Source organism: Synechococcus sp. Nb3U1 (genome assembly GCF_021533835.1).
Lineage (GTDB): Bacteria > Cyanobacteriota > Cyanobacteriia > Thermostichales > Thermostichaceae > Thermostichus.
Window position 1 is genome coordinate 805894 of sequence record NZ_JAKFYQ010000001.1, and the last position, 16703, is coordinate 822596.

14 protein-coding genes are annotated in these 16703 nt (G+C 56.2%); 5 read left to right on the forward strand and 9 right to left on the reverse strand.

Annotated elements, in window-relative coordinates:
• The first annotated feature begins 35 nt into the window (after window positions 1–35).
• Both L1047_RS03695 and L1047_RS03700 read left to right on the forward strand, forming a co-directional pair.
• Entirely contained in the window at window positions 36–1145 is a 1110-nt protein-coding gene (locus L1047_RS03695) for a glycosyltransferase (RefSeq protein WP_235277438.1), read from the forward strand.
• Between the two features lie 113 nt (window positions 1146–1258).
• Window positions 1259–2119, forward strand: coding sequence for a PRC-barrel domain-containing protein (locus tag L1047_RS03700; RefSeq protein ID WP_235277439.1), 861 nt, complete (start codon window positions 1259–1261; stop codon window positions 2117–2119).
• A gap of 95 nt (window positions 2120–2214) precedes the next feature.
• On the opposite strand, the gene L1047_RS03705 is transcribed toward L1047_RS03700, so the two are convergent.
• Together L1047_RS03705 and L1047_RS03710 are read right to left on the reverse strand one after the other, a co-directional pair.
• Complete coding sequence (locus L1047_RS03705) at window positions 2215–4008, reverse strand: response regulator (RefSeq protein ID WP_235277441.1); 1794 nt, start codon at window positions 4006–4008, stop codon at window positions 2215–2217.
• 274 nt (window positions 4009–4282) lie between these two features.
• Complete coding sequence (locus tag L1047_RS03710) at window positions 4283–5782, reverse strand: YcjF family protein (protein ID WP_235277443.1); 1500 nt, start codon at window positions 5780–5782, stop codon at window positions 4283–4285.
• A 516-nt stretch (window positions 5783–6298) separates the two neighbouring features.
• Between L1047_RS03710 and L1047_RS03715 the strand changes: the two genes are divergently transcribed.
• The 3 genes from L1047_RS03715 to L1047_RS03725 all read left to right on the forward strand — a co-directional run bounded on the left by L1047_RS03715 (window position 6299) and on the right by L1047_RS03725 (window position 9543).
• On the forward strand, window positions 6299–7807 hold the full coding sequence (locus tag L1047_RS03715; RefSeq protein ID WP_235277444.1) for an isochorismate synthase: 1509 nt from the start codon (window positions 6299–6301) through the stop codon (window positions 7805–7807).
• Window positions 7808–7910: 103 nt separating this feature from the next.
• On the forward strand, window positions 7911–8186 hold the full coding sequence (locus L1047_RS03720; RefSeq protein ID WP_235277445.1) for a hypothetical protein: 276 nt from the start codon (window positions 7911–7913) through the stop codon (window positions 8184–8186).
• Window positions 8173–9543: a 2-succinylbenzoate--CoA ligase gene (locus L1047_RS03725; protein WP_235277446.1), complete on the forward strand. Its 1371-nt coding sequence runs from the start codon at window positions 8173–8175 to the stop codon at window positions 9541–9543. Before L1047_RS03720 ends, L1047_RS03725 begins: the two co-directional genes overlap by 14 nt.
• 53 nt (window positions 9544–9596) lie before the next feature.
• Here L1047_RS03725 and L1047_RS03730 read toward each other — a convergent pair whose 3' ends face one another.
• The 7 genes from L1047_RS03730 to L1047_RS03760 form a co-directional block, all read right to left on the reverse strand.
• Window positions 9597–10259 (reverse strand): VanW family protein, encoded by a 663-nt coding sequence (locus L1047_RS03730; RefSeq protein WP_235277447.1) that lies wholly within the window; start codon window positions 10257–10259, stop codon window positions 9597–9599.
• A complete protein-coding gene (locus tag L1047_RS03735) occupies window positions 10259–11044 on the reverse strand; it encodes an anti-sigma factor domain-containing protein (protein ID WP_235277448.1) in 786 nt (261 codons plus the stop codon). Before L1047_RS03735 ends, L1047_RS03730 begins: the two co-directional genes overlap by 1 nt.
• 18 nt (window positions 11045–11062) lie before the next feature.
• Window positions 11063–11644, reverse strand: a complete 582-nt coding sequence (locus tag L1047_RS03740; protein WP_235277449.1) for a sigma-70 family RNA polymerase sigma factor — start codon at window positions 11642–11644, stop codon at window positions 11063–11065.
• Window positions 11645–12054: 410 nt separating this feature from the next.
• The gene (locus tag L1047_RS03745; protein ID WP_235277450.1) at window positions 12055–12729 is read right to left on the reverse strand and encodes a cofactor assembly of complex C subunit B; all 675 of its coding nucleotides are present in this window, start codon (window positions 12727–12729) and stop codon (window positions 12055–12057) included.
• A gap of 86 nt (window positions 12730–12815) precedes the next feature.
• A complete protein-coding gene (locus tag L1047_RS03750; protein ID WP_235277451.1) occupies window positions 12816–13349 on the reverse strand; it encodes a thermonuclease family protein in 534 nt (177 codons plus the stop codon).
• A 143-nt stretch (window positions 13350–13492) separates the two neighbouring features.
• Window positions 13493–16114, reverse strand: coding sequence for a M1 family aminopeptidase (locus tag L1047_RS03755; RefSeq protein ID WP_235277452.1), 2622 nt, complete (start codon window positions 16112–16114; stop codon window positions 13493–13495).
• A gap of 208 nt (window positions 16115–16322) precedes the next feature.
• Complete coding sequence (locus tag L1047_RS03760; protein WP_235277454.1) at window positions 16323–16607, reverse strand: hypothetical protein; 285 nt, start codon at window positions 16605–16607, stop codon at window positions 16323–16325.
• Window positions 16608–16703: the final 96 nt, after the last annotated feature.

Sequence of the window (16703 nt, forward strand, 5' to 3'; positions counted from 1 at the left end):
ACAATTGGTTGAGCCCTTCAGGATAGGATCCCTTTGTGACTCAGCCACGCCGATATCTGTTCCTCTCTACTCCGGTGGGTTCCTTGGGATCCGGAGCCGGGGGTGGGGTGGAACTGAATCTAGCCAACCTGACGCGCACCCTGCTCGAGGGGGGATCCCAGGTGCAGGTGTTGGCCCCTCAGGGATCCCGCATCGCTGGATTGCCCCAGTCCGTCATCGAGCCGGTGGCAGGTTTACCCCCTGCCTATGCCCAAAGCCAAGGCCGGGATCAGCCGGTACAGATTCACACCCCCTCTTTGTTGGCGTGCCTATGGCAACGGGCCGCCCAAATGCAGGCTGATTTTGATCTGATCGTCAACTGGAGCTACGATTGGCTTTCTTTTTATCTGACGGATTTTTTCCGCACCCCGGTGGCCCATATCGTCAGCATGGGATCCCTCACCGATGCCGTGGATCAGGCTCTGGAACATGTTGCCCAAACCCACCCTGGTCGGCTGGCAGTGCATTCCCGTGCCCAAGCCCAAACCTTCGCCTTTGCCCCAGCATGGATGGCGGCAGGTCGGGATCCCTTTGTCTATTTGCCTTGCGGGGTAGATTTGCAAACTTATGATTTTGTGCCCCACGGCAATGGATCCCTGGCTTGGGTGGGCCGCATTGCCCCCGAAAAAGGCTTAGAAGATTGCGCTGCCCTCTCTGAAAAGACAGGGATCCCGGTGGTGATCTTAGGCCATCTGCAGGATCCGGCCTACTGGCAGCAAATCCAGGCTCACTATCCCCGAGCGCAACTGGATTACCGAGGGTTCTTACCCACTCGAGCCATGCAGCAGATCCTGGGCCAGTGCTCCGCTTTGGTCATGACCCCCAAGTGGATCGAAGCCTTCGGCATGGTGGCGGTGGAGGCTCTAGCCTGTGGAGTACCTGTCATCACCTATCGACGCGGCGGGCCAGCGGAAATTGTCAGCGATGGAGAAACCGGCTGGGTGGTGGATCCCGATGATGTGCCGGCTTTGGCCGATGCTGTGGGTCGCCTAGAGCGCATCGATAGGAACCACTGTCGCCAACGGGTTGAACAGCACTATTCTCTGAGCGTGATGGCAGAACGGTTTCTGGCCTGGGATAAGCAAATTTGCGGGGATCCCGGTTAGGCACGCCGCAAGGGAGGAGGCAGGCAGTGGTACTATTGTCTTGATTTTGGCGCTCTGTGCCAGATCCATAGCCCACTTACGCGAACGTTTCGACTCACGACGGGGAAGACACCATGACGACTGGGAAAGAATCTGTTGCGCTGGTGCGATCAGAGGTTCGTCGGCGGTCACAGGTTCTGGGAACACAGGTGATCAGCCAGGGGAATGCCGCCCGGCTCGGCGTAGTCAGCGAAGTCTGGGCTGATTTGGAAGCCAAGCAGGTATTGGTGTTGGGGGTATTGGAAAAAGCCTTTGCCAGCTCTCCCCGCCTGCTGGAACTGCGGCAAGTGACGGCTTTGGGCCAGGATGCGCTGCTCGTACCCAGTGATGAAGTCTTCGACAATTTGGATTTAGACGGGCTTAGCCGCGTAGTCGGTAGTGAAGTGGTGACCGAAGAAGGGATTCGCCTCGGCAAAGTCAAGGATTTTGAATTTAACTCCGTTTCTGGTCTGATTACGGGTTTGGTGCTCTCTAATCTCGGCCTGACCTTTTTGCCCGGATTCATTCTCAGCACCTATCTCCTTTCAACTGATGAGATTGTTTCTATCGGCGGGGATCGCCTGATTGTTGAAGATGGGGCAGAAACCCGCCTCACTCAACTGGCCAGAGGTGTTCTGGAAACTCTCGGGGTTGGCAAACCTCCTTGGGAAGTTAGATCTGGCCCTACCCCGGCTCTCCCCAGTGCTGTCGATAGCCCCGTTGTGGAGGAAGATTACGACGAAGAATATGACGAGGAGTACGAAGCCGAAGAAGAGGACATCTACGCACAAGACGAGCCAGAACCCGAACCTGTGCGCCCACGTCGGCCTGAACCTGCACCCGAGCAGCCGGAATGGGAGCAAGAGTACGCCGAAGAAGATGCCCCGCCAGAGCCAACCTCTGAATCTCCTGCTACAGATGCCTGGGAAGACAAGCCCGAGGAGCCACAGACTTAATTTTTTACTAATTTTTTACTAATTTTTTACTAATTTTTTACTTAATTTGATATCCTAGGTCTGGATGTTCTAGGTAGAGCCTGAGCCTGTTGGCGCTAACTCATCCCGGCTGACTCATCTCGAAAGTGCGTGGGCCAGGCTGAGCCTGCAGTTTGCTTAACTTTTCTTAACTGATCAGGTAATGCAAGCGGGGTGAGGAGCCTGTCTTGTGCAGATGCTGCTTTCTCAGGCTCATGCTCGGCCTCGATGAGATCGAGATCCTGCAGTACCGCCTCACAGGAGGCATAGCGCCGGTTGGGATCCGCCTCGGTCATCTTTTTCAGGATGTGCCAGAGGGTGGGGGGCAAAGGGTACACCTGACACGAGGATTGACCAGAGGGAGCTTGCCCTGTCAGCATTTCCAGCGTCACTTGGCCGAGAGCATAGAGATCGCTGTTGGGACGGGGTTGGCCTTCGTATTGCTCGGGTGAGGCATAGCCATCGGTGCCGATAAACATGGAGTAGATGGGTTGATCACCCCTAGAGACGGCGGCTCCGAAGTCCACCAGATTGTAGGTGACCTGGTCAGGATCCCCTGCCTGCAAGATGTTGGCGGGTTTAATATCTCGATGGATGATCCCGTCTTGGTGGAGATAACTGAGGATGTTGAGCATCTGCCGCAAAAAGTGGATTGCCTGTGGCGCAGTCCACCGGGATCCCTGAGCCTGCAGCCTATCTAGAGGGGATCCGGGCATAAACTGTTGCACCAAGTAGTGTTGTTGGTCTTGTTCAAAGTAGGCCAATAGTTGCGGTAGGTGGGGATGGGATCCCACTCGTTCCAGCATTTCTGCTTCCTGTTGAAAGCCCAGTAGAGCGGCTGAGAGCGTTTCCAGTCCCTGCCACGCCGAAAGGGGGGATCCCGCTTCGCCGGATACCGTTGTTGGGTTGAGTTGCTTCAAGACACACAGGGGCTTTCCAGGGCGATGTTGATCCCGCACCAAATAGGTACAGCCAAATCCTCCGCATCCAAGGGGACGCTCAATTTGGTAGTGTCCTCCCAACAATTTTGGAGTTTGGCTGGGCAAGAGGCCCAGTTGCGAGGCCACGGCTAGCTGCGACTGAATGCGAGCCAGGGCAATATCGAAGTTGATCGGCTTGGTGATATAGTCGTTGGCACCCAAGTCAAATGCGCCGACAATGCCATCACGGTCATCCATCGCCGAGGCCATAATCACGGGCAAGCGTCCGGTGGAATGCTTCAAACGCAGCAGGTGCAACACCTCGAGTCCATTCATCTGCGGCATCATGATGTCTAGCACCACCAGGTCAATCGGCTGCTGGGCAACGATCTCCAGAGCCTCTGGGCCACTGCTGGCCTCAATTGCCTGGTAACCCCGGCTTTTTAGGTAACGGGAGAGAATGCGTCGAGCGGCAGGGTCATCATCCACCACCAGCACAGTGCCTTGAGCCGGCTCTTTCAACTCCGGCAAACCCAGAACAGGTTCAGGTGCCGGGCTCCCTGCTGAAGGGTGCAGAGGGAGAGGTTCTTCACCCAACCAAGGGCGCAGGCGATCCAGCAGAATGGGGGGGGCTTCCAGCTTAAACTCGCAGGCAACACACCCTTCCCCATAGGCCCGATCCCGCAAGCTAATCGGATATTCCGACAAGCCCACCACGGGAATTGCGGCTGTGCTGGGGTTGGTCTTGAGTTGCTGTAGGAGCTTCCAGCCAGCCAGATCACTGAGATCTAGATCCAACAGAATCAAATCGGGATGGCAGAGTACTGCCATTTCCAAGCTCATACGCAGATCGTCGGTAACTCCAACCTCAAACCCACTGGCCTTCAGGCTGACGTGAATCAATGGCCATCCATCGCCGCCATCGTGGATTCCTAAGATTTTTTTCACCATTACTTTCACCAAGCTGTTGAAATCCGGAAATTCTCTACGCTTCAATTTAAACTATTCAAAGATTTTTCAAAAATGCTATAGAGATGCTTGAGTCTATTCCCTGCATCTTCTAGCTCAATTTGATTCTGACCTGCCAAAGCCCTAAAAATACTCGGCAAGATCGCGCAAAGACAGATGGAAATCGCCCAATTCACGAAAAGCACCTATCTAAAACATATTGAAATAACACTTACGTATCGCAAAAAATACGGATATTCTGGCAAAAGTTGGTTGACTAGCTAGAGCGGGCTTGGCGAGCCAGTTGGGTGAGAAAGGCCAGGGGGCGGTGGTTGTGGAGTTGCTGTTTGACGCGCTCTTGCAGGATCTCCTCTTGCCAGGGATCCCCAGACCGCAGCCATTCCAGGTAACTCAGGCCAGCCACCCGTGTCAGATAAGCCCCACTCACCGCCTGCAGCGGGATCCCCATCAGCGCGAGCGGGCTGGCCTTGAGGAAGGATCCCAACGCTTGTGTGGCCAACTCCATTCCACCTAACTGCACCAAAATTTGCGCCAAGCTTTGGGCTGCTTGCTGGGCCCGCTTTAGGGTAATGCGCCGATCAAACACCTGATGCAGCTCCCCAATCATACGTGCTTGAATGGCTACTCCTGCCACCACATCCAACGCCGGCATGGGAGTCACCGCCAAAGCGGCTGCGGTGGCCCATTGCATCCGTTCGACGATCTGCCGTCCTCGTTGGGTGCGCTCCTCTTGTAGGGCAGTTTGGGCCGCTTCGGCCAAATTTTGGGTTTGCAGCAGAGCGTTGGCCAGGCGCAGATGGGATCCCTTTTGTTGCAGCAGATGGGCTATTTCGTGAATGAGGTTAGCGGTGTCAGGCGATTGCGGTTCCCAGGTTTCCTGCAGGGATCCATCCTCAAAGCAATAGCGCACCTTCAAAGGTTCGGGATCGGCGGCAATGGCTACCACCTGTTCGGGAGGGATGACCGCTGCGGTGCGTTGGCGTAGGTGAGCCAGGATCGTTTCCACATCTTCCGGCAGCATTTGATCCGTCTTGTTCAGGGCCAAAATCGCCTGCTTGCCCAGTTGAGCCAGCTCGATCAGCTCTGCATATTCCGAAGCCAGCAGATCCCCCGCCACCACCAAAATCAGGAGATCTGCCTTCTGGGCCAACAACCGCGCCTCCGCTTCCCCCGCGCCGCCGATGGCCAGCAATCCTGGGGTATCGGTGAGGGAAATGGGGCTACTCAAACCCGCCAGTTGATAGGTATGGACGGATCCCTGCCGGGTGGTACCCAAAGTGGGGGCCGTTTCGCCCACCGGCTGCCCCATCAAGGCGTTGATTAAAGAGGTTTTTCCAGCAGAGCTGGTGCCGAACACCACCAGGTGCAGCTCCTGCTGGCTAAGCCGCTGATCGATTTCCTGAATTTTGGCCCGCAGGGCACGGCGGCTGATGTCGTCCTGCAGCTTTTGGATCAAGCGGTCGGCATCCTCAAGATCTGATTGCACCTGATCCGGTGTGAGTTTGACCCGCCGCAGCGGTTTGTGCCCTTGGGCTGGAGCGTTTTGCGGCTGGTGAGCCTGTTGCCACCAATTTCGTGCCGAAAGCCCCGCTGCTACCGTCCCACCGAGGATCCCAAACACCGCCAGATCCGCTAAGGGGACAGAATAGGGAGCAACCGCGCCGTAGATACCCCCCACCCATTGCATGTATTGACTTAGGGCCGCTAAACCCAACCCAGACAACAACCACACCCAAGTAGAGCGCGACAACACCATCCCAACTCACAGCTTGTCCAAAGGATCCTGCACTGCTGGGTTATAGAAAACACCAGCACTCTTCCCAGACTGCATCTGCATCCGTCTTTCCAGCATAGGGTCCGCTGTAGCTAGACACACACTTTTTTGAGCCTTTGATGAGCCGGATCCCTGGGGAGGAATCCAGATCTGTGTTCAAGTGGAATCCCTAAGGATGCTAAGAAATTTTGCAGATCGTGAAGAAGCCCGTGAAGATCCTGTTGCCAAGGCAAGTTCTGGCCAGACCATCTCGTAATCTCATATCTTAAAGCCATCTTCGCTGGGCTCTCCTCCTGATCCGGATCGGGCTTTTTGCTGCCCACGGTGCAGAGCACTTTCTGGCCCAGATCCAACCCAGGCAGGTTTGTCCTTTCTTTCTCTCGCATGACCTCCTCCCTTTCTCCCTGTTCGGAATGGCCCAGAATTTGGCCAACGCTCCCAGTTCAATCTTCTCCCTGGATCACTCCGGAGAGGGATCCACACGGCTGGGATCCCGTCTTGGCAGCCTGCCAACAGATGGCGCGGGCGCGGGGCATTCCCCAGATTCTCAGTCTGTCCCGTTCCTTCTCAGGGCTGGATCCTTTGGTGGTGCTGGCACAAACCCTCGGCCCCAACAGGCGGAGTGGACCGGAGGATCCGAGCTACTGCTATCTCTCCCACAGGGCCCGCCACGGTACCGTTAGGGTGCTCGGCCTGGGATCCCTGCGGCGGGTTTATCTATTGGGAGAAGGGCGCTTTCAAGCATCACAGGCTTTTTTGGAGGAGTTACAACCCCATTTGCACGCCGAAGCAGTGGGTTGGGGATCCCTAGCTTTGCCCTCGGGAAGTGGACAGGAACGGCCTTTGTGCTTTAGCCGCTTTAGCTTCAACCCCGTTCGCGCCAGCGCGTCTGTGGCTCAGCACACCTGTGGCCCAGCCGCCCTGCTGGTGTTGCCGGAATGGCAGATCTGGCAGGAGCAGGAGCCAACTGGCTCTGTTGCAGAAGGAGCCCGGACGGTAGTGCGGTTAAACCTGGAGGTTATGCCCGAGAGCGATTTGGCTGTCTTGGGCACTCGCATCCACCACTGTTTTGCCCACATGTCGCGGTTGTCTCAACAACAGTTGCCCCGCTGGGAATTGCAAACGCCTCTACAGGTGGAGGTCAATAGACAGGGACTTCTGGCCCGCATTGACAAGGCTTTGCAGGCAATCCGATCTGGATCCCTGGAGAAGGTGGTACTGGCGGAAGCCGTCGATCTGCCTTTGGCCACCCCCCCCCCGATCCCGACTTTGTTGGCCTACCTGGAACAGCGCTATGCCGATTGCAGCGTGTTTGCTTTTGCAGAGGGAATTGGCCGCAGGGAAGCTTGGGCTTTAGAAACATCCGGTCAGGGGCAGCCTGCCCCTTTTCCAGAGCGAGTCTTTTTGGGAGCAAGCCCAGAACGATTGCTCTCTGTCTGGCAAGGGCAAATCCAGATCGATGCCTTGGCCGGGTCTGTGGCACGGGGGGAAACCGTCAGCCAGGATCAAGCCTTAGCTCAGCAGTTACTTGAGAGTCCTAAAGACCGTCAGGAACATCAGTTGGTGGTGCGATCGGTGGGAGAAGCCCTGCGCCAAGTGGGGTTAAAGCCGCGCATTCCCTCCCAGCCTCGTCTGTTGCGGTTGGCCAATATCCAGCACCTACAAACCCTGATCCAGGCCGAAATGCCACCTGATCTCCATCTTTTTGACCTGTTGGCCCAGTTGCATCCAACAGCCGCTGTCGGAGGCTACCCCAAGCAGGCGGCAGTGGATTGGATCGAAGCAGCAGAACCCTTTGACCGCTCCGGCTATGCAGCACCCTTGGGTTGGGTAGATTTACAGGGGAATGGGGAGTTTGTGGTGGCGATCCGCTCGGCGCTCATTCGTGGGGATCGGGCCCGTTTGTACGCGGGTGCAGGCATCGTGGCGGATTCTTGTCCGGAGCAGGAGGTAGCCGAGATTCGCCTGAAGTTGCAATCCCTGGCACAAGCCTTGGCCATCAAATGAATCTTCTCTATTTGTTAACGCGCCCGCACATCCGGATTCTCTCTAAAATGCAGGGGATCCCCAAAAGCAACCCCGGCTGGAGTACCGCTAAGACCCTATGAATATGATCACCCTTGCCTTGCCTGAGGATGTTTACGAGCAGTTGATCCAATTGCAACAGGAGCGCAGGGATCCTTCTCCCGAAGCGACTCTATCGGCGTTGATCCAGGGCCATCTCTCCAGTGGGCTGGCGGAAAGGGTGCAGGTTCTAGAGCGGGAATTGGCCAGCATGAAGGAACAAATGGGGGCTGTCTTACAAGCCATCGCCCTGGTGGCAACACGGGTGGATCTGATGATCGAGCTGCCGATGAAGGAGGGAGAACCCGGTGCTAGTTCTTGAGCGGGGATCCAGTCTCTTGGCCGAGCATCTGTTACAGCTAGAAGCGCAGTTGCGACCCTTGGCGGGCGGGAAAGCCCCTTTGTTGCTGGCGGAATCGGAGCCGGTTCGGGTGTGGGCCACGTTCCTCACCTGTCAGCAATTGGGGATCCCGCTCTTTTTAGGCAACCCCACCTGGGGGGAGCGGGAATGGGGGCACGCTTTGGAGCAGATGGGATCCGGTTGGTATTGGCGGCAGGGGCAGTTGCAGCCTTACCCATCTTCTGTCCATCAACCCCTTCGGGATCTGCTCAACGCTTTACCTGCGGCTGATTCCCCACCTATTTGCATCCCGACCGGCGGATCCAGTGGACATCTGAAGTGGGCCATCCATTCCTGGGCCACCCTTGCTGCTTCTGCCAGAGCTCATCAACAGCATTTTGCCGTCGGGATCGTCCACAGCTATTGCCTCTTGCCCCTCTACCATGTCAGTGGCCTGATGCAGGCGGTGCGTTCGTGGTTGAGCGAGGGGCAGTTGGTGCTCTGGGATTGGAAGCCTCTGGAATACGCACAGCAGTGGGAAACGCCTTTGCCGGGAAGTTTTCTATCTCTGGTGCCGACTCAGTTACAACGGCTGTTGCTTCAGGCTCATCCGGCTGTGTTGGCAGCGCTACGACAGTTTCGGGCCGTTTTGGTTGGGGGTGGTCCCACCTGGCCCAGCCTTAGAGAACAAGCCCGCCAACAGCGGATTCCGGTCGCCCTCACCTATGGCATGACGGAAACCGCTTCCCAGGTGTGTACCTCGTGGCCGGAGGCGTTTTTGTGCGGAAATGATAGTCTGGGTCGGCCATTACCCCATGCCACCCTCCAGATTCAGAGCACCGCCGGGGATCCCGTTGGCCCGATTCACCTTTGGGCGGAGTCGCTAGCGCTGGGATATTACCCTCACCTATGGCAACGGGACCAAGGCTTGGTTCCAGGAGACTGGGGTTACTTAGATGAACAGGGATCCCTCCATTGGCTGGGACGGGCTGATGATCTGATCCTGACGGGTGGCGAGAAGGTGATGGCAGCAGAAGTAGAAGGGGAGATCCGGGCCACGGGATGGGTGGAGGATGTGTGTGTGCTAGGGGTGCCGGATGCTGAGTGGGGGCAGCAGGTGATCGCCATCGTTGTCCCAACCGAAGGGATGCCAAGTGATCTGGAGGATCTCAAGCATCGACTCAAACGGCATTTGAGTGAGCAACTGAGTGGGTACAAATGTCCAAAACAATGGCTCTGCTGGGATGGGATCCCACGAACACCACAGGGCAAAGTGAACCGTCCTCATCTGCGACATTGGGCTATGCAAGCCCTAGGGATCCCTGCCTCCTATCCCTAGCTGACCAAACTCTCCCTAGATCATCTCTAGATCCAACTGAGCAAGAGAGTCTTTCACCTTCGAGGAATCACATAACGATCCTGAGAAAGGCGTTGATCTCCTCGATACACACTCACTTGTAGGTGCTGGTCATCCAACCAATGGTGCTGCACTTGTAGAGAAGGAACTTGAGAGTCTTGCCGGGATCCCCGCCCAAGTACCGATACAGCTAGATTTTGCCCTTGGATTTCCGCTCGCAACCGCACTGGCCAAGGGAAAGGATTGTGCAACCGCAGATCCGCTAGACCATACCAAACTGTGGCATCCAATCCAGCAGGCACGGACTCCACGACGGTGTAATGGGGATGTCGCTCCACCACCTCCAGCCCTGCCAGCAAAGCGGCATTGTAAAGACTAGAAGACACCTGACAAATTCCACCCCCCACCGAATCAAGGGTTTCGGCCACCATAAACACTGGCGCGGGCAAATAGCCCCGTTCTAGGCTGCGGGATCCCACCACCTGATTAAAAGAAAAAATGGCCCCCGGCTGAATGTAAACTCCATCCAAAGCTTGGGCCGCCTGACGGATGTTGTGGATTTGGGATCCGCTGCGCTGCTGCAAAGCGGTGACGTAATGGCTGAGGGTTGTCGGGGTGGGATCTGTCCACCACAAAGCCAGTAGAGCCAGCAACGGCCCGATGAGCAAGAGTAATCTCCGTAGATCGCGCTTGGCCATTACACTGTGCCGGTCAAGACGGGTTCTCCGCGTGGTTCTCGGGGGCTGGTGGGGACTTGGGCCGTAATCCACAGTTCTTGGGCACGGGTTCCAATGGGAGGGGTGCGAGGCGGGCGCATCGCCACGATGGCTGAACCGTAGGCATCCACCAGAAAGTCACCGCAGTAAAGGATGTCCCCGTTATCCAGTTTCAGCCAAAGGTGATAGCGCTCCCCAGCAGACAATTGCGGCAGATCAGTTGCTGCCAAAACAACCTCCTGCCATTCCCCAGCCCGAAACAGCAGGTTGGCCACTCCAGCCTCACCCCGCAAATTCACCAGACGGGATCCCGGTTGCTGCAGCAGGTTGGCCAACTCCTGTACAGATTCCAATTGGGCCAGTTGCAACGATTGACGCAACCGCCAATTATCCAGACCCAGCAACACCAGAGCCACCGCCACTAGGCCCGCCAACCACCGCCACCACGCCTTGAATCGACTGGCCGGAAGCGCTGGCAAAGCGGATTGAAGGGGCAATGGGGCTTCTGCCAAACCCACTTCCGCCCAAATCTTATCTCGCAAGCCCGCGGGCGGGATCACTCCTGGCAACCCGTAGGGCAACAATTCCAGGGCCTCTTGAAGCACTTGCATTTCTGCCACCAACTGGGGATCCTGCTGCAGGCGTTCCTCAAGAGCACGGGCCTCCTCGGGAAGCAAATCCCCGAGCAGATAGCCTGCCAGGTCTTCGTTTGTGTGGCCCTGGCCGACTTCATTTTCAAATTCAGTAGATTCAGACGATTCAGACATAATGCGGGCAAACGCAACTCAATGGAGAAGGGGCTGTAGGGAGCTACGCAATTTGAAAAGGGCCTGGCGAGAGCGGGTTTTGACCGTTCCCAACGGGATCCCCAATTGTCGGGAAACTTCCGCCTGGCTCAACCCCTGGTAGTAGAGCAACTCCAGGATCTGCCGCTGGTTTTCGGGCAACTGGCTGAGGGCCTCCTGCACCACCTGACGACGTTCCTCGATGGAAACCTGTTCAAAAGGAGCTGGCGTCGGGGTGTCGGCGCTGAGAATAGGCTGCCAGCGTTCCAAAAAGCGTTGCTGACTCCCCTTAGAACGGAGCCGGTCAATGGCTCGAGAACGGGTCAACACGCACAGAAAGCTGCTCAGGGATCCGCGCCGCACATCATAGCTGGGTTTTCGCCAGAGGGTGACAAACACTTCCTGAGTCAGATCCTCAGCATCGGTGGCATTGGCCATAATCTTGAGGGCTAGCCCGTAAACCAGCCCGGCATAACGGTCGTAGAGCACGCTGAGAGCGGTAGGTTGCCTAGCCTTGACGGCCTCAATCAGCTCAGAATCGCTGCGAGAGGGCAAATCGCTCAGCCGAGGAACATCAGACATAGAGCCAACATCCAGCCCCACAATGAAGCACGCCAAGGTGCGGCGCAGTAAGAAGATAGACCCGATGAGGGTCGTGTGGTTCCCGCCATCACGACCTCTACCCCGCCAGAGGCGGGGCGGGCGTTGCAGAGCAACAGGGTACTGTAAGCACAGCATGCTCCTGAGACCATACCTTATCCTAATGGGTTGCGGCTCCCTCTCTTTTTTAAGTGCAAAGTTGAGCGCCAACCCATGCCCTCTCTGTGGGCAGTACCCAGTCGGCTGACCAGTCCACTTGTAGCTCAGCACTGTCGCTTGCATAGGAGCCCACCTCCAGAAACCCAACGCGTGCTCCTGAGCTCATTCTCATTTCCTCTATGCTGGATACGGCTGCCCTCTGCTTTTGGATTGCCCCTTGATAACTCCCCGGCTTACTGTTGCTTCCGCGTCGCGGTAGGCACTGTGTTGGCCGCCGCATTTCTCCCCGACAGCAGAACATCCAGTTTGCTGGCAATAGCGGCAATCCAGGCTTGATCCCGCTGAGTAAAGCTGCGGGGCGTATCACTGCCCAAAATGAGGCAGCCTTTCTGGCCGATCGGCTGACACAGCACCGCCTGGGATCCCGTGGGTAAAATCCCATCAAACTCAGCTCGGGCTGGAAACAACTTCAAATCCACCAGATAAACGGGCTGGCCCGTCTGCAAAACCCGTTGCAGAATGCTCTTGGGCTCAATCTGAGGCAACCTTCCGGCACTGGCCAGTAGACCCCGTTGCAGCAGAGTTTGACCATCTAGCCAAACCAGTACCGTGCGAGCAGCAGTGGTGGTCAGTAAGGTATGCGAGGCCCAAGCCAGCTCCAGTTTTGCAGTCTCCGATAAGTCAGGGTGCCAGTCGAGACCCGGGATCCCTTGCAAAGGGGCGTTTTTGGGAGCAATCGGTTGGATCTGCTGCCAAAGGAGTCCGGTCAAGATCAAGAGGGCGCTGAGGAGGATCCCTAAGGCATCGGAGCGAGACTGGCTGGTGGCCAATTCCGGCGTAAAGGCCAGCCGATTCAAAACCAGTAAGCCGCTACCCAAAAGGCCGGTTACCAAAGGCAACCGCCTCACCCAGCGATTGGGATCCCTGGAAGGTTGAGTGGGTTCAATGGTCAAAGCAAGCGTAACAAGAGAACCAACTTCAGCTTAGAGCGAATTTAGAAGCGGCTCCAAATGCCGAGGCGCTCTTGCTGAGCTTTTTCCTGCAAACCACCGTAGTAGCTGTCGTATTTGATGTTGTGGCTATAGGGGACGATGCGGGCCAAGCCATTGCGCACCAACATGGCGTTCATCTGGTGGCCTTCCAACCAAACGTAGGCCTCCACCAAGCCCGTGGCATCTTCGTTACGCAGCAGCTTATCCCCCTCCAGTTTGACAGTGCGGTAGAGAATGCGCTCACGAATCAGTTCAGTCACTTGTTGGTAGTAGGGGTCTTCTTCTGCGCTGATGCCTTCAATCCCAGCCAGCTTGATCAGGCGCATTTTCTGTTCGCCCTGGATTTGCACCACCAAAGTCTCACCATCCACCACCCGCACCACAATCGCATCTGGGTAGCGATCAAAGCGGTGGTTATCGAAATAGAAGCTGGTGTCGGGCACCACCCGAGGCTCTCCAAATCCGTGGCTGGGCATGACCTGCACGGCCAAAAGCAGCCCCAATGCAGCAGAGCCGAGAGCAACACGCTGGAACATGACTTTTCCCCATCCTTGGATACAGCTTGCCCTTTGACAGTCTGCCCTCCTCAATTAAAGGGATCCTCTCACGGCAGCATTCAAGGTGTAATGGTAGCCGCAACTGCCCAGAAAACAACCCCAACGCTGTTCTGCACCGCAGTCTAGCTGGGTGAAGAGGTGCCGTTGGCTGGGGGGGATTCCGCTTTGGCTTCCAAAGAGCCGAGGCGACTGAGCAATTCCTGATGGTTTTTTTTCAGTTGATCCAGTTCTTCACGCAATTGTTGAGTCGATTGATCTCCTCCAAGACGAGATTGCACCTTTTGGATCGCCTCGCTAATGCGCCGTTCGATGCGGCCATCCTGTGTATCCAAGCTTTGCAATAGAGGGATGGCTTTCGGGCTGTTCAGTTGGCTGAGGGCCGTGATCACCGCCATTTGGGTGAAGAAAAAGGTCTCGCGGCCGAGATCTCCCAAACACTCCAGAACCCGCGCATTTTCTTGCTCGGAAGCATAGGTGCCCAGGGCGCGGATGGCGGCCAGACGCAACGGCTGCGGGATCCCCAACTGGGTGTGGTGCAGGAGCAGATCCAGGGCTTTTTCCGATCGCTTCATTTGGGCCAAGCCAGACATCACCCCGGCTCGTACCACCTCATTCCAGCCCGCCTTTTGCTCTAAGGCCATTTGGAACAGCGCTATCACCTCGGCTTCCTGCGGTTTAGGCTCCAGGGCCGATCCGGCGATGGTGCCCAGAGCCACGGCTGCCGCGGCTTCCACCTGATAGCTGGGATCCCCTTGCTCCAGAAAGGGCCGAATTGCTTGGAAGTTTTCTAGAGACTTCTGTTGGCTCAGGGCTTCGATGGCAGCTTTGCGCACATGGGGGCTGGAGTCCTGAATCGTAGTCCGCAATACCTCAAAAGCCTGATCCAGAGAGATGCTCCCCAGGGCTTTGCAAATTTCCACCCGCACATGCCAGTAGGGCTCCTGTTTGAGGGCAGTTTCTAGGGCACGCACGGCTTCCACTCCCCCTTTTTTAGCCAATGCCTGAGCTGCCAGCAGGCGGGCAATGGAATCAGGGGCATAGTAGAGCTGGGCTTTCAGTTCCGGGATCCCGTAGGTGAGTTCCACGGTTTTGAGGGTGTGGTTGCCGTGATCAAAACTGATAAAGCTGGGCTTTTCTTCGAGGGGGAAGTAGAAGCTTTGCTCGGTTTCGTGAATGCGAACGGTGAAGGTTTTCAGCTTGGGAATGGGGCTAGATGCGCTGACAAACCCGAACACAATCGGGATGCGCAGATCGAATAAATACTCCTTATCCTGGGTTTGAGTCACGGTCACTTTGGCCAGATTTGCGTCGGGATCCCAGCTGTAGGCAACCTTGTAGTCGGGGTGGCCACCGCGAAACACGTATTGATCGAATAAGGGAGCAAGATTATATCCGGTGGCCTGATCGATGGCCCGCAACAGATCGACTGTTTCAACGGTGTGATGGGCGTGATTTTGCACAAAGGTTTGAATCGCCCTTTGAAACAGGTTATCCCCCAATTGTTGGCGGATCATGTGATAGACGCAGCCCCCTTTTTGGTAAATATGACAGTCGTAGAGCTCGATGGCTTCTTTGTAAACATGGGTCACCATCGGGCGACGATAGCGGCTGCTGTCTTCGTTCAGATAGGCCTGTTGATCCTGATAGCGATGATAGGCAGCCTCTTCATAGCCAGTGGTATATTCTTCCCAAAGCACCTCCGCATAGGTGGCCATTCCTTCTTTGATCCAGGCATGAGACCAATGCTTGATCACCAGCAGATCTCCAAACCACTGGTGAGCCAGCTCATGGGCCACCAATGACTCCGTCCACAGATAATCCAAGGCCGCCCGTTCATCCATTAGGCAGCGATCGGTTAAAAGGGTGGTGGAGGTGTTTTCCATACCACCGAAGATAAAATCCGCCACACATACCTGAGCATATTTCGGGTAGGGATAAGGATAGCCAAAGGCATTGGAGAAAAACTCGATCATGGCGGGGGTTTTGCCCATGGAGCGCTTGGCATCTGCTGCTCGCCCTTTTTCTACCCAATAGGTGACCGGGATCCCTTGCCAATGGTCTTGAATCTCCACAAAGTCGCCCACAGCCAAGGTCATCAAATAAGTGGGGTGTACCTGGTCTTGGTGCCAGTGATAACGGGTTCTGCCCTCCGGTAGTTGCTCCACCGCCAGCAAACGGCCATTGGAAATAGCTCGATAGGGATCCGCCACGGTCACCACCAGTTCGGAGGTGGCCAGCTGGCCCGGATAGTCGAAGCAGGGGAACCAATAGCGAGAATCTTCATCTTCTCCTTGCGTCCACACTTGCACAGGTTTATCGGGGTAATGAGCACTGGGCTTGATGAAATAGAGACCTCGTTGTGGCTTTTCCAGGCGATAAGCGATCTCGAGGGAGAGGGGATCCTCGCCGGTGGGTTGGCTGAGCTGGATCTGTAATGTCTCGCCGTCTTCCTCATACGATTGTTCCTCTCCATCCACCCGTACCGATTGGATCCCGAGGCGCACCGCATCCAGTTTTAAGCTGCGGATCCCGGCCCGAATCGGCTGCAAGCGAATCTGGCAGAGGCCCAAGACGGTCTCAGACTCCAGATCCAAGTCCAACTGCAAGCGGATATGCTGCACCTGTCCCGGACGATCCGGCGTGTAGTGGGGCTGGGATCCGGGCAGGGCAAAGGGCTTGTATTTGCTTTCCGTATCCAGTGTGCTGAAGACCAAGTTCCAGGTGTGGGCATCCAGTTGTGGCATAGGTCAGGGGTGAGGGCGAGAAGGGCTTGGTGAGCTAAAGCCTAGCGCACCTCGCAGTATCCTTGCTGGGTTACCTGTTTGGGGATCCTGTAGAAGTTGGATTTAGGAAACCCCCTGCCGTAGCAAGGGGATCCAGCATCTATTCAACATCCATTCAAATATTCACATGACTGAATATTCACATGACTGTTTGGGGTAAAGTTCCGACTCAGTCACGCACAGAACCAGTGTTACGAGCTTGCTGCACCAGTTCACGGATGCGAGAGGATGGGCCGGGTTCCACAATCGGGCTGTCGGTGACCAAGCTAGCCCGCAACTCGGGTTGAACTTCAGACAGGTAGTGGTCAAAGTTGCCGCCGTTGTCACGGGTTTGGCTGGCTTGAATTTGCAGAGCCCGTAGGGTGGAGGTGGCAGCACTGGCCAGAGAGGCAGAGCCATTCACCAACAAAGCAGCAGACAAAAAGCTAAAGGCGATACGGGTAACGGTATTCATGGTCAGATCTCCTGGAGAGTAGGGTGAAAGGTGAAGTTGAGGTGAGAAGTGAAGTTCTCTTTCCTCGTCGTGCTAGGGGTGTTTATCACCATGATT

Excerpts from the sequence above, each read along its gene's own strand:
- L1047_RS03740 (WP_235277449.1), bottom strand. The coding sequence starts at position 11,644 with ATGTCTGATGTTCCTCGGCTGAGCGATTTGCCCTCTCGCAGCGATTCT.
- L1047_RS03735 (WP_235277448.1), bottom strand. The coding sequence starts at position 11,044 with ATGTCTGAATCGTCTGAATCTACTGAATTTGAAAATGAAGTCGGCCAG.
- L1047_RS03720 (WP_235277445.1), top strand. The coding sequence starts at position 7,911 with ATGATCACCCTTGCCTTGCCTGAGGATGTTTACGAGCAGTTGATCCAA.
- L1047_RS03760 (WP_235277454.1), bottom strand. The coding sequence starts at position 16,607 with ATGAATACCGTTACCCGTATCGCCTTTAGCTTTTTGTCTGCTGCTTTG.
- L1047_RS03750 (WP_235277451.1), bottom strand. The coding sequence starts at position 13,349 with ATGTTCCAGCGTGTTGCTCTCGGCTCTGCTGCATTGGGGCTGCTTTTG.
- L1047_RS03700 (WP_235277439.1), top strand. The coding sequence starts at position 1,259 with ATGACGACTGGGAAAGAATCTGTTGCGCTGGTGCGATCAGAGGTTCGT.
- L1047_RS03710 (WP_235277443.1), bottom strand. The coding sequence starts at position 5,782 with ATGGTGTTGTCGCGCTCTACTTGGGTGTGGTTGTTGTCTGGGTTGGGT.
- L1047_RS03730 (WP_235277447.1), bottom strand. The coding sequence starts at position 10,259 with ATGGCCAAGCGCGATCTACGGAGATTACTCTTGCTCATCGGGCCGTTG.
- L1047_RS03705 (WP_235277441.1), bottom strand. The coding sequence starts at position 4,008 with ATGGTGAAAAAAATCTTAGGAATCCACGATGGCGGCGATGGATGGCCA.
- L1047_RS03755 (WP_235277452.1), bottom strand. The coding sequence starts at position 16,114 with ATGCCACAACTGGATGCCCACACCTGGAACTTGGTCTTCAGCACACTG.